The organism is Spiroplasma endosymbiont of Asaphidion curtum (genome assembly GCF_964031085.1).
Taxonomy (GTDB): Bacteria; Bacillota_I; Bacilli_A; order Mycoplasmatales; family Nriv7; genus Nriv7.
In genome coordinates this window covers 274,039-287,481 of the sequence record NZ_OZ035001.1, presented here as the reverse complement: position 1 = coordinate 287,481, position 13,443 = coordinate 274,039, and the positions used below count along the sequence as shown (strand labels likewise).

General features: G+C 25.1%; 13 protein-coding genes. 5 read left to right on the top strand and 8 right to left on the bottom strand.

Annotated elements, in window-relative coordinates; translation table 4 throughout:
* Nucleotides 1-30: 30 nt before the first annotated feature.
* The 4 genes from AAHJ00_RS01745 to AAHJ00_RS01730 all read left to right on the top strand — a co-directional run bounded on the left by AAHJ00_RS01745 (nucleotide 31) and on the right by AAHJ00_RS01730 (nucleotide 5,423).
* Nucleotides 31-853 (top strand): IS5 family transposase gene (locus AAHJ00_RS01745; RefSeq protein WP_342223496.1). Its coding sequence is split into 2 segments (ribosomal slippage): nucleotides 31-428 and nucleotides 427-853, totalling 825 coding nucleotides; the frame shifts between segments, so codons are not numbered across the junction.
* Nucleotides 854-1,530: 677 nt separating this feature from the next.
* The gene (locus tag AAHJ00_RS01740) at nucleotides 1,531-3,486 is read left to right on the top strand and encodes a hypothetical protein (RefSeq protein WP_342224303.1); all 1,956 of its coding nucleotides are present in this window, start codon (nucleotides 1,531-1,533) and stop codon (nucleotides 3,484-3,486) included.
* Between the two features lies 1 nt (nucleotide 3,487).
* Complete coding sequence (locus AAHJ00_RS01735) at nucleotides 3,488-4,948, top strand: hypothetical protein (protein ID WP_342224302.1); 1,461 nt, start codon at nucleotides 3,488-3,490, stop codon at nucleotides 4,946-4,948.
* A 58-nt stretch (nucleotides 4,949-5,006) separates the two neighbouring features.
* Nucleotides 5,007-5,423, top strand: coding sequence for an HIT family protein (locus tag AAHJ00_RS01730; protein WP_342224301.1), 417 nt, complete (start codon nucleotides 5,007-5,009; stop codon nucleotides 5,421-5,423).
* A 44-nt stretch (nucleotides 5,424-5,467) separates the two neighbouring features.
* Here the strand turns inward: AAHJ00_RS01730 and AAHJ00_RS01725 are convergent, their stop codons facing one another.
* From AAHJ00_RS01725 to AAHJ00_RS01710, 4 genes are all read right to left on the bottom strand, one after another.
* Nucleotides 5,468-6,415, bottom strand: coding sequence for a 3'-5' exoribonuclease YhaM family protein (locus tag AAHJ00_RS01725; RefSeq protein ID WP_342224300.1), 948 nt, complete (start codon nucleotides 6,413-6,415; stop codon nucleotides 5,468-5,470).
* Nucleotides 6,408-8,102, bottom strand: a complete 1,695-nt coding sequence (locus tag AAHJ00_RS01720; protein ID WP_425288863.1) for a phospho-sugar mutase — start codon at nucleotides 8,100-8,102, stop codon at nucleotides 6,408-6,410. The genes AAHJ00_RS01725 and AAHJ00_RS01720 overlap by 8 nt, the downstream gene beginning before the upstream one ends.
* A 63-nt stretch (nucleotides 8,103-8,165) precedes the next feature.
* A complete protein-coding gene (locus tag AAHJ00_RS01715; protein WP_342224298.1) occupies nucleotides 8,166-8,630 on the bottom strand; it encodes a transposase family protein in 465 nt (154 codons plus the stop codon).
* Nucleotides 8,631-8,718: 88 nt separating this feature from the next.
* On the bottom strand, nucleotides 8,719-8,919 hold the full coding sequence (locus AAHJ00_RS01710) for a transposase family protein (protein WP_342224297.1): 201 nt from the start codon (nucleotides 8,917-8,919) through the stop codon (nucleotides 8,719-8,721).
* 245 nt (nucleotides 8,920-9,164) lie between these two features.
* Here AAHJ00_RS01710 and AAHJ00_RS01705 point away from each other — a divergent pair, with 245 nt between their 5' ends.
* A complete protein-coding gene (locus tag AAHJ00_RS01705) occupies nucleotides 9,165-10,115 on the top strand; it encodes an IS30 family transposase (protein ID WP_342223478.1) in 951 nt (316 codons plus the stop codon).
* Between the two features lie 178 nt (nucleotides 10,116-10,293).
* Here the strand turns inward: AAHJ00_RS01705 and AAHJ00_RS01700 are convergent, their stop codons facing one another.
* From AAHJ00_RS01700 to AAHJ00_RS01685, 4 genes are all read right to left on the bottom strand, one after another.
* Nucleotides 10,294-10,416 (bottom strand): hypothetical protein, encoded by a 123-nt coding sequence (locus AAHJ00_RS01700; protein ID WP_342224296.1) that lies wholly within the window; start codon nucleotides 10,414-10,416, stop codon nucleotides 10,294-10,296.
* A 35-nt stretch (nucleotides 10,417-10,451) separates the two neighbouring features.
* The gene (locus tag AAHJ00_RS01695; RefSeq protein ID WP_342224295.1) at nucleotides 10,452-11,393 is read right to left on the bottom strand and encodes an alkaline phosphatase; all 942 of its coding nucleotides are present in this window, start codon (nucleotides 11,391-11,393) and stop codon (nucleotides 10,452-10,454) included.
* Nucleotides 11,386-12,216 (bottom strand): hypothetical protein, encoded by an 831-nt coding sequence (locus AAHJ00_RS01690; RefSeq protein WP_342224294.1) that lies wholly within the window; start codon nucleotides 12,214-12,216, stop codon nucleotides 11,386-11,388. Before AAHJ00_RS01690 ends, AAHJ00_RS01695 begins: the two co-directional genes overlap by 8 nt.
* Nucleotides 12,217-12,368: 152 nt before the next feature.
* A complete protein-coding gene (locus AAHJ00_RS01685) occupies nucleotides 12,369-13,307 on the bottom strand; it encodes a hypothetical protein (protein WP_342224293.1) in 939 nt (312 codons plus the stop codon).
* Nucleotides 13,308-13,443 lie beyond the last annotated feature (136 nt).

The following is a 13,443-nucleotide window of genomic DNA, read 5'->3' as shown; positions in this document are numbered from 1 at the left end:
TAAAATAGAAATTATAAGGAATTTAAGATTATGAAATTTGATAAATTTAATTTTATTAATGATAAAGAATTATTACGATTAACTGGAATAAAGCAAAGTACTTTTAATAAAATGTTAAATATTTTAAAAGAAGCTGAGTTAAAAAAGTTTAAAAGAGGTGGTAAAAATAATAAATTATCATTAGAAAATAGATTATTGATGACTTTATCATATTGACGAGAATATCGTACTTATTTTCATCTTGGTAAAAGTTTTGATATTAGTGAAGCTAGTTGTTATCGAAATATCAAGTGAATTGAAGATATTTTAATCAAACATCCTGATTTTCAACAACTTGCTGGTAAAAAAGCATTAATAAATGATTATTTTAATGATAAAACAATTATTATTGATGCTACAGAAACACCCATTCAACGCCCAAAAAAGACAAAAACAATCTTATTCAGGAAAAAAGAAAAAACACACTATTAAAACACAAGTAATTATTGAAAAAGAAAGCAAAATAATTATTGCAACAAATTTTTCTCTCGGTAAAAAGCATGATTTTTGTTTATTTAAAGAATCAAAAATCCCAATTTTAAAAAATACTAAATTAATAGTTGATAATGGTTATCAAGGAATACAAAAAATTCATAGTAATGTTCTAATACCTAAGAAAAAAACAAAGAAAAACCCTTTAAATAAAGAACAAAAACATAATAATAAATTAATTTCAAAAATGAGAATTATTATTGAAAATATTTTTGCTATTCTTAAAAAATTTAAAATTATTACTGAAAAATATCGTAATCGTAGAAAACGATTTAGTTTAAGATTTAATTTAATTGCTTCAATTTATAATTTGCAATTATAGATAACATAAAATATTTATTTAAAATTAAATTTAAATAATAAAATAATTTTTTGTTGTGTCAAAATTTACACATTTAATAAAATCCATAAGTATTAACCTAATAAAAGTTAGAAATTACTATATAGTATTTTTTATTTACAAATAATTTGTAATTATTTTAATAAGTAATGCAAGAAGTCTAATAAAATAATTTTTTGTTGTGTCAAAATTTACACATTTAATAAAATCCATAAGTATTAACCTAATAAAAGTTAGAAATTACTATATAGTATTTTTTATTTACAAATAATTTGTAATTATTTTAATAAGTAATGCAAGAAGTCTAATATTATTTCCTAGGTGAAGTACAAATGTTAGATAAATACAAAGACGAAAATGAATTTTATAGTTTGGTAGGTGCAAAATGTTATAGTTATGTACCAAGTCTATTGTGTAAAAATTCAATAATATGATAAAATAGTAAAGAATAAAAATGACAATAACAAGAAAGGCAGGGTTAGTTTAGTAATTAAATAATATAATTAGCTGATTGTTTTACTTCTTCAAAGCAATACCTAAGAAAACTAAACGCAACCTACCCGTATTTTAGAAATTACATTTTTACTATATAGTGTATAATATGTATTGTAAAATTAAATATTTTATGAAAACTAATATTTAAGGAGTGATTGAGATTAATGAAGAAAAAGATAGTTTTTCCATTTGCTTTGGTGTTATCAATAAGTCCAATATTGACATCAGCAGCTTGCTCCAATAAATGAGAATTTATTGGTGATGATGGTTCGCAAGTACTTCTTGACCTTCCAACATTAAAATTTAAAGGATTAGATTATTTTTCAGGAAAATTAGATCGCATTACAATTGATCAACTTTTCAATAATTTCATTAACAATAATGAAATTAAAAAAGAACAATTTGTTGAGTTTACTAAACGCTTACAACTATCTGTTCTTAAAAGCAAAAAAAATGATCCGATATTTAAAAAAAGTTACGATAATATGATGACCAATTTAAATACTTATATTGAAGGAACTTTACATAAACAATGAGGAAATAATAAAACCAAAGAAGAAGCTAAAGAATATAAAAAATGAGGCGGTGCAGAAGGATTTAAAGATCACTTATTATTAGATAATTCTACTCCCAATAATGTTTATGAAACTTTTCGAAAAAAATTTATTAATGACTTTCAAATTGATTATGATCGCTATAGTATGGAGCAAATTAAAAGAATTGCCAATGATTTAATAAAGAAAATCAACAGCGATGGTGATAATTTTAACATTTATTTATGATATGGTAGTAAAACCGAAACCGAAACTCGGAACCGAGCGTTAAGAAAAGCATATGAACTTAATAATAATAATGAATTAAAAGAAAAAATTGAAAGTCTTTTCAATACTTTTGCTATCAAGCTAGAAAATCTTGTTAAATTTGATGAGAACAATAAGGTAATAATGAACCCCGATGCTCAACAATCAAATAAATTAAGTAAAGAACAAAAATTTATTGCTGAACAATGATACTTTAATTTAAAACCGTTATTAGTTTCTCAAATTAATTTTAAATATGATGGTAAAGACAAAAATGGTTTAGAAGATGGTATTGAAACAAAAGATTTTGATGAAAATAAGAATTTAAAAAATATTAATGATTTTTTAAATGATGCTAAAACTAAATCTTTTGAGCAATTGGCTGGTTTATATAGCGATAATAACAAAACAACCTTTGGTCAATTACCTAATTTATTAACTTTAGATAGTTCTAATGATAAATTTAGTCCAATGTTTAAAGCAGCGACTTACGATTTAGCATACGATGGTAATGATGGTGGAAGTATTCCAACTAACTTTGATGCCCTTTTAAAGGATTTAAATGATGAACGAAAAGATAGCAACAAAAATATTATTTTTAAAAAAATTAAAATTGGTACTGATAAAGTTGTTTTTATTGCTGATACGAATGAAGTGCGTTTTATTAAAATTAATGGTTATGACAAGTTACGAAAAGGTTATGATGCTGATGGTGATATTGGCGAAAATCAAGAAAGTGACGGCAAATATCCGGCAATAACTTCACCTGTAAATATGCGTCTTGCTAAAACTCCCTATTTACAATATTTATTTGATGAATTTAAAAAACGCGTTGATGATAATCCTCAAAGTGAAAGTTCTGGTTTTAATCCTTTGAATGAAATTAAAACTTATACTGATTTTTCCCAAAATAATATTGATAATAATGAAAACTGATGATTTTGATTTTGAAATATGATGGCGTGATTAGAAAGAGATGATGATAAACCAAATAATGAATGATATAAAGAATATATTGAATCTGACCAAGATAAATGAACTGCTATTTTAGGTAAAATATTTAAAACTTCTCGTTCTTCACTGTTAGGAACTAAAATTAATATTTTAAGTAAAAATCTAAATGATGAAAATGATGCCATTAATAAGATTCCTTTCAATAAAAATAAAACTATTGGAGCATTAATTGATGTTAATACAATTATTAATGATAACTTTATGAATAATAAAGATAACTTATGAACTATTAAAGGGAAAGGGAACCTTTATTCATCAACAGAAATTAATAACTATTGATTAAAATTAGAAAAGGAGAAACATTAAGATGCAAATACTAAAGAAATTAGTCAGTTTCACAAGTACAATTTTAATATCTTCATCTCCTATTGTAACTGTTATTGCTTGTAGTAAATCTAAAGACCGCATTGATACTAATATATCTGAAAAAACTCAAGAAGAACAATTTATTAAATTATTACAAATAACCGATAAAAATAATATTACTGGAAAAGCACTATTTGATAAATTTAAAGGTAAGATTAGTGAATATGGTTTTAATGCTATTAAAGAGATTATTGCTCGCAATGAATTTGTTACGATATATGCGAAAATGCGAGGCAAAAAAATTGAAAACTTATCTGAGACAGAAATTACCGATTATTTGCAACAATTTGATAACCTTTGAAACCAAATAGCAGGTGATAAATTATATCAAGAATACTTAAAAGCAAGATTAAATAATAGTTTCTTAGAAGCAACAGTTACTAAACAAGGATACGACATTAAGCAGTCAGCCGAATGACATATTTTAGGAACTTGAGATGAAGAAAAAGATGAAGCCTATACTAATACAATTCAACCAAGCATTGATGACTTAATGACAGCCGAAATCACAAGTGGCAACAATGAAACTATAAATTATAAAGTTAAAGTCCGTGAACGATTTGCTGATTACTATAATGCACAAATTAAACCTACTATTCTTGATAATTTAATGACAATGACTTGATTACAAGATCGGATTTTTGAATTAAAAAAAGATGGTAATTATTCATTGCCAATAAGTTGAACTGTTCCTAAAAGTGTACAAACATTTGATTCAGGTAATGTTTGAGATAGTAAAATAAAAATGGTTTGAGAAGTAAAAGTTAAAAAGGAAAATGAAGCAAATTTACCTAACGATGATGTTATGTTAATTCCAGATACTGATTTCAAAAATAAATTTAAACCTAATAATAATGAAGTCAAAACAATTTTTGATCCAATATTTAATATGGCCGGTTTTCGTGGTTTTGTTGCTTATGGTAATGATAATAATCCTTATGGTGATAACACAATGGAAGATTTTTATAAAGAGCAAGTGAAAGAAAGACAAATTGTTGGTTTTGCTAGTACTAAAACTCCTAATAATTTTGAAATAAATAAATTTTATACTGAAGACCGCCGTTATGTATCTAAAATTTATGTCCTGCCAATTTTTGTCACTGATTTGTTTAAAGGTTATAAAATTGATAAAGGGATAGAATTTGAGTGAAAAAATAATACTAATAAAACTGGAACTAAAAAAAATAGCGAACGCAATAATACTGGAATGCAAACTCTTCCCAATAATAAAAAAGCATCATTAATTAATGAATTATTATTTACAATTTCCAAAGATGATAATTTAAAAAAGAATGCTGCTCAATATTTATATACAAAATACATTGTAACTAAGAAAAATATTTACAATAAAAAAATATGAGAAGATTTATCTACTTATTTCCAAGATGAAGAAGATGATTAATTTACAAAAAAAGAGAACAGTTAACTGTTCTCTTTTTTAAAACAAGGAGGACTATTAAATGAATGAACAATCTTGTTTATTTTGCAAAATTATTTTGCACCAAATTCCTAGTTATATAATTTATGAAGATGAACATACAATTGCTTTTTTAGACATTATGCCCGTTGACAAAGGACATACCCTAGTAGTTCCTAAAATTCATAGTACAAATTTTATTAATACTAATGATGAAATCATTTCTTTTGTTAATATTACTGCTAAAAAAGTAGCTAAACGAATTGAAATTCAACTCAATACTTCAGCAATTAATTTTATTTCTAATAATGGTATTCTTGTTGGACAAACTATTGAACATTATCATTTACATATTATCCCTAAATATTCTTCCAACAGTGGTTTACAATTACCAAAAAATCAAATCGTTGTTGATAGTAAAAAACTAACAACATTGCAAAAAAAACTTAAGATTAATTAAAAAAGAATTCCTAGATTTATTAGGAATTCTTTTTTAATAACTATTTACTTTTCATTGTCAAAATAATTGTGACGATAAAAACTACGATTTTCTAATCCTCCGATGCGTTGTGAAAAAGATTCATTTTCAATTTGTTCTAAACCACTATCAATCGCATAAATTCTTGCATCTAAATTATCAATATGATGCAAAATTTCTGCTTCCATAATTTGTGGTAAAACTGGAGAACCATATTCATTTTTACCGTGACTTGCTAAAACCATATGTTGTAATAAAACTACTTGTTGCATATCTAATTGTAATTTCTCGCCAATGATAGCAATTTCACCAGCCATAATTGAAATATGACCTACTAGTTTACCTTGCAAGCTATATTCAACTGTTAAATCGCCTTGTAATTCCTTAGTTTTTCCCATATCATGTAAAATAATTCCCGCATATAATAAACTTTTATTAATTTTACGATCATTATAAATTTCACAAATTGCTTTTGCTGTTTGTAACATTGTTAGTGTATGTCACATTAATCCCGAATGAATATTATGATGATGTCTAACCGCTGCTTGAGAAATTTTAAAACGAGCTTGTTGCGTCTTTAAAATTTCTTCAACAATTTGTTTTCAAACATTATTTTTAATCTCTCCAATAAATTTATTAATTTGTTCCCACATTAAACTTTCACTAACTGGAGCACTTTTAACAAATAAATTAAGATCTGCTTCTTGTAAAGGAATAATTTTATAATTATTAATTTTAACTTGTAAATTTCTTTGATATTCTGAAACTAAACCATTAATTTCAACAATTACTCCTGCTTGTAATTTAATTACATCTTCGCGTTGTGAATTTCATAAACGGGCTTCAATAAGTCCTGTTTTATCTTTTAAAGTTACTGTTAAATATGTTGCTCCATTACTTGCTGTTCCTTGATTAACTTTTTCAACTAAGAATTTATCAAGAACATTACTATTTGCTTTTAAATCTTTAATCATCTAATTTCCCTTTCTTTAAATGTAAATAATTTTTTTCTAAATCGGAAAACATTAATTCCATTTTTATTTTTGCTGCTTTTACTGATTTATCAACACAAACAAAATAAAATTTAATTTTTGGTTCAGTACCACTAGCTCTTATCGCCAATCAAGAACCATCATTAAAATAAAATTTTAATAAATCTTGGGGTGGCATGTTATATAAACCTTGCAAATAATCTTCTTTTTTTTCTAATTTAATATTATTTAAACTAACAATTGAATATTTTCTTAACTTTGCTAAAATCGTCTTAATCGCTTTTTGCCCACTAGTACCTTTTAAAACAACATTAACAGTATTAAAGTAAAAATACCCATATTTTTGATAAATATCTTCTAAAACATCTACCAATGACTTATTTTGTTGGCGATAATAATTGCAAGCCTCAGCAACAACCATTGCTGCAGCAATACCATCTTTATCACGAGTTAAATCTTTAACAACATAACCATATGCTTCTTCAAAACCAAAAACAAAATTTATATTCCGTGTCTTTTCTTTTGCCATTTCGTTACCAATTCATTTAAAACCAGTTAATGTTTTAATAACTTCACAACCATAAGATTTTGCTACCAAATCACTTAAATGACCAGTAACAAAAGTATTATACATTACTGGATTAGATGGCATAATTTTTTGCTGTTGATAATGACTCAATAAGTATTCTAACAAAATTGGTGCTGTTTCATTACCATTTAATAAACTATACTCGTTATGATGTAAAACTGCAATACCAATTCTGTCACTATCAGGGTCATTAATAATAATTAAGTCAGCATTATTTTTTTTAGCATATTTAATAGCTAATGTAAAAGATTCAGCAACTTCAGGATTAGGTGATGGTGTATTACTAAAATTAGGATCAAAATCTCATTGTTCTTTAACAGGAATTACTTCATAATTACTACTTTGTAAAACATTCATTACTCAATCACGACTAGTACCATGTTGATTAGAAAAAACTATCTTAATATTCTTTTGTTCATGAGGATAAAATTGTAATGCTTTAACATCTTTAATATATTCTTCTTCAACAAAAATCGGAACAGTTTTTATTAATTGTTTTTGGATTGGTTTTATTAGTTTAAAGACATCCTCAATAGCAATATTTTCCATATTATTACCAACTTCATCAGTAACAACTGGTAAAAATTGACAACCATTTTCATCATAAATTTTAAAGCCATTATATTCTGGTGGATTATGACTAGCAGTAATTACGGCTCCAGCTAAAGCATTTAATTTTCTCACACTATATGACAATAATGGTGTCGGTCGTAAATCATTATTAGTAAATAAGTATACGGGAATACTATAACTAGTAAAAATATTAGCTACTTCTTGACTAAATTCTAATGAATAATGACGATTATCATGAGCAATAACAATTCCTTTTTGTAATTCATCCATTTCATAATGTTTTTGTAAATATTGAATAAAAGCAATTGTTGCTTTCCTAATATTATAAATATTCATTCTTGCAATGCCAGGACCAATAACCCCACGAATTCCTGCTGTGCCAAAACTTAATGAATTACTAAAAGCATCAATAATTTCTTTTTCATTCATTGCAATTAATTGTTTTCTTAATTGTGGTTCTAAATCATTATTATTTAATCATTTTTGGTATTCTTTTTGATACACCATATTTTCCTCCTATTAATTGTTAATCTCTATTAATTTTACTATAGACTTGGTACATAACTATAACTAGCTTAATTCAAAATTATATATTCCTGAAATTAAGTTAAATCGTAATCCAAATCTTCTAATCTTATTGCGATAACGATAAACTAGTATTTTAAATCTTTTTAATCTAGCAAAAACATGTTCAATGGCAATTCTAACTTTACTTAAAAAGCTATTATATTCCTTTTTATCTGGATTTAAAGGATTATTTTTACTCTTTTTAATTGGCAATAATGTATTTTTATGAACATTTTGCAAACCTTGATATCCTGAATCAGCAATTAATTCTAATTTTGGATTTATAAGTGTATTTGATTTTAAAAATAACTTATAATCATGAATACTGCCATAACAAAAATCTACTGAAATAATTTTATTGTTAAATAAATCAATAATTATTTGCGATTTTAATGAATGTTGCCTTTTCTTACCAGAAAATAATAATTTTAGTTTTTTTAATTCTTTCAATTGGAATTTCTGTAGCATCAATTGCTAATAAATTATTATTATTATTTAGTACCCTTATTTCCCAATAATATCTTTTTGCCAGGTATATGAAAGTGACTATTTTTTATTAGAGTATTTTCAACTCAAAAGATATTACGAATACAACTAACATGACTAATATTATATTTTTTGCAATAATACGATATGTACTATATTCTTTTCAGTATTCTAAAGTCATAAATAATCTTTGCTCTATTGATAATTTATTTGGTCTACCACCATTTTTTTGTTTAGCTTCAGCTTCTTTTAAAATTTCTACCATTTTCATGAAAGTTTTATATTTTATGCCTATTAGACTATAAAATTCATTTTCGTCTTTGTATTTATCTAATATTTGTGCTTCATCTAGAAAATAATATTATCAAAATAGTAGATAAAATTAAAGGTTATGTACCAAGTCTTATAAGCTGAATTATACTTGTAAGTGCAAGTAAATAAAATTGCAAAAAATCTCATATAAAAATTTCATGATGCTAAGTTTATTTTAGAAAAAACAAAGCAAGGAGTTTTTATATGGGTTACAAACATCTTGGCATATATGAAAGAATTTATATTGAGAATCAATTGAAGTTTAAAGTAAAAATTAGTGAAATAGCTAAAAATCTTAATCGAAGTATTAGTACTATTATTCGAGAAGTCAATAGAAATAAAGATAGTAATCATTATTTTTCATTAATTGCACAAAATAAAGCAGAAAACAGAAAACAATCACATGTTTATTTTCATAAGTTTAAAAATAGAGAATTAGTAAAATATGTACAACAAAAATTACTATTAGGTTGATCGCCTGAACAAATTTATGGCAGAATTAAAAATTTTCATAAAGAATGAATTATTAGTTTTAAAACAATTTACAATTGAATTTATTCTGGATTACTTGAAAAAGTTACTAATAAAAATTTAAGAAGAAAAGGTAAGAAACGAAAATCTCAAGAAAATCGCGGTAAATTTAATGGTAAATCAATTAAAGAACGAAATATTAATGTTAATAATCGTATAACTGTTGGTCATTGAGAAGGTGATACTGTAGTATCATCACGAGGTAAAAGTAAATCATGTTTAATAACTTTAGTTGAAAGAACATCAAGATTTACTTTAGCAATGTTAGTTGAAAATAGAACTACTAAAGTTGTTAACGAAAACATTAGCCATTATTTATCAATTCTTCCAAATAATCTTGTTAAGACTATAACATTTGATAGGGGTAAAGAATTTTCTAATTGACAACAACTTGAAAAAAATTTAAATGTGAAAATTTATTTTGCTAATGCGTATTCGCCTTGACAAAGAGGTACTAATGAAAATACTAATGGTTTAATTAGAGAAAAATTTCCTAAAAAATTTAATTTTTCAAATACTACTAAAAATGCAGTTCATAAATTTATATTGTCTTTAAACCAAAGACCAAGAAAAATACTAAATTATCTTTCACCAATCGAATATTTGGTTAGAAAAATAATTTAGTTGCACTTAACTTTACAATTTGGCATAAATTAAAGTAATATCTTATTTTTAATTATAAATTAATTAAAAGCAAATAAAATAGTACTCTTAGTAAAGAGTACTATTACCAAAATTTTCTATGAGCTTTTAATCAGCTACTTTCAAAATATATAATTTATTAATACTATTTGCTTACTAATTATTGATTTTGTAAAATTATTTTAATTGTTAGCGATTTATTAATTTTCTTTTGATATTCTTTAGCAATTTGCAATGCTTTTGGCAAAGAAAAAACCTTATATAATCATTTATCATTATGCATAATTCGAAATAAATTTAAGTCTTTTTGTTCAATAATTAACATTCCGATATCACATCCTCATAATATTCTTGATAACTAATAAATGGTGAATAAATAACCCTTCCTTGTGAATAATCAGGACTATCCAACTCCATTAATCAAGCCAATGTGGCTGTAATATCATATTGAATAGTTTGTTCTAAAAATTGCCCTGTATTTTTAACACCAGCACCATAAAAGAAAACTGGTACTTTAATCTCATAATCATTAAAATTACCGTGACAATCATCACCTTGACCTTTACCACCATGATCAGCAATAAAAACAAATAATGTATTATCTTTCATTTCTGGAATATGACTAATCGTTTCTAAAACCTGTTTAACTCACAAATCAACTTGCAACGCCATTGCTTTAATTTCTGTTGTTTGATGACCAATCTTATGTCCAACAGTATCTGGTTCATTAACATAAACAAAAGATAATTCTGGTTTTTTAGCAATTAAATATTGACAATAATCATCAATAATCATCTGATTAGGTTTAATGTTATCATTACTACTAATTCAAATAGTTTTCTTAGTTGCTTTTCAAGAATCAACATCCTTAACCATCACATTACTTCAATAATCTAATGAATTGACATCTAAAATATATTGAAATTGCGATCACCGAAAAAAAGCTGCTGTTTTCAAATTAGTTTGTTTTTTAAATAATGTAAAAATACTAGGGACATTTTTATTATTCACATAATCATAAACACTTTTTGCATCACCAGTTTCAGAATCTCATTGCGTACGACCATGAAAATTAGGAGCAGTACCACATAATAATGATGTTCAGTTAACACTAGACATAATAGGAACAACACTCCGACTATTTAACGAATATGCCCCTTTTTCCATTAACATTTTAAAAGTACTTCCTGGATTATCTTCTAGCAAATATGATCCATAAGCATCAGACCCAAAAATAACAATATGCTTAATATTATTCAACATATTTTATTCCTACCTTGTGCAAAACTTCATAAATATTAGTAGTTGAAGCTTGAACTAAATCAACCCCAATTAAATAAGCAATTATTGATGCAATATCAACATTACTAGTTGGTCTAACAATTTTATGAGTTTTACCTTGTAAATGACTATCAATTATATTTAAAGGAATAACTAATTCACGCGTATCTAATCCTCCTTGATTCTCAACTCCTTGATGATATCCACCAGATGTTGAAGTAATAATAACTGTTGATTGCGGATTTTTCAAAATCATTTCATTAATAGCAATAACTTTTTCTTGCAATAGCGAAGCATACTCATTAGTATTGAAACCTTGTTTAATACCAATATCATACATTTCATCATCATAAATAGTTAATAGTTGATGTTCATTAATATTAATATCAACATAACTAATGGTATCTTTAACAATAAACTCATCTAACAAAAATTTTTCCAACATATTTTCAATCATATCAAAACTAGTAATTACACTTAATTTATAATCAGGCTTTTGTTTTTTTATAGTATAAAAAATTGTTGGATACATATTATACTTAGTATTCAAAACTGCCGTAACCAAACGATTTTTATCTCAATTAGTAACTCCATGAAATTCCAATGGCGCTCCTGTTAAAATTGAAGCCATATTATATGGTGGTAAAGTTGGTAAAATGGCACGATGTTGTTGAAAATAAATCATATTTTCTTTTGGTAATGTTTGCTTTAAACTATTAATTTTAGTTGTTAACCCTGCAAGAACTATTAAAATAATATTTGTTCGTGGTTTAACAATCTTCTTAGTTTTTTGATAAAGCATTAAAAGTCTCCTTCCTTCTATCTATTTGCTATTATAACGCAAAAAAAATGAAAGAAAATTCAAAATTAATAATATTACACCACACCTAAATAAAAACTCCTTCTTAATTAAGAATAAGAAGAAGTTTTGAAAATTATTAAATAATAAATTAACTAAAACCGTTGGTGTTGTCTTTTAGTATCAATATTTGATAAATCAATTACTAGTGGTTGATCATCTTTTTGAAGTAATGCTTGAAATACTTGATAAATAATAGTATACATAAAAATTAAATTTATCGTTGCTCTAATATTACTAAAGAATCCACGGTTTTCACTACTAAACATTTGACTTAAATAACCAATAGTATTAATTACAAGAACAATAAGCATTTTAACTAATATAAAAATAATACTAAAACCAATCATTAACTTAGCAAACTGATCATTAAACGATTTTACTGGCACATTTTGTAAGGAATTACTATCTGGTAAATTAACATTTTTTAATTTACTAATTGACAATAAACCCATCACCCCAAATAATAAGAATACCCCAGCAATACTTAAAGTAATAACAAAGGTTTGTTTTATATTGTCAATTTCACTATTAAGATTTTTTGTCAATAGTAAAGCAACAGTAAAAATTATTAACATCGCACCTGATAAAGCAAAAACGCTTGATTCATGTAATGCCATTTTTCTTTTCGCTTTAATACCAGTCTCAATTCTTTTTTGATTTAATGAAAGTAACATAAATCCAGTAAAAAATGTCATATTAAAAAAACTATAAACTAAAATTAATCAACGATGTTTAATAAATTGCTCATCATTAAGTGATATTGCTCATTTAATAATTAAAGCACTATAAATTAATTGCATTGCTCCCATATAAATAATTAATGCCATAACTGGAAAATAACCCTTATTTATAACACTAGTAATTACCATACGAAAATTATTATCATAGGCTGTTAACTCCGTAATCTGATTTCTTAATGTTGCATTTGTATAAAAAGCAATCATTGTTAACACAAAGAACGCGCCAATAAACACAAAAACATTAGCAAAAATTATAAAAAAACGGCGAAATGCAAAATTAGAATTTCTCATTATATAAAAACCTCCTTCGTTTAATTATATCCTATCTTTTTTAAAAAAGCTGAATTATACTTGTAAGTGCAAGTAAATAAAATTGCAAAAAATCTCATATAAAAATTTCATGATGCTAAGTTTATTTTAGAAAAAA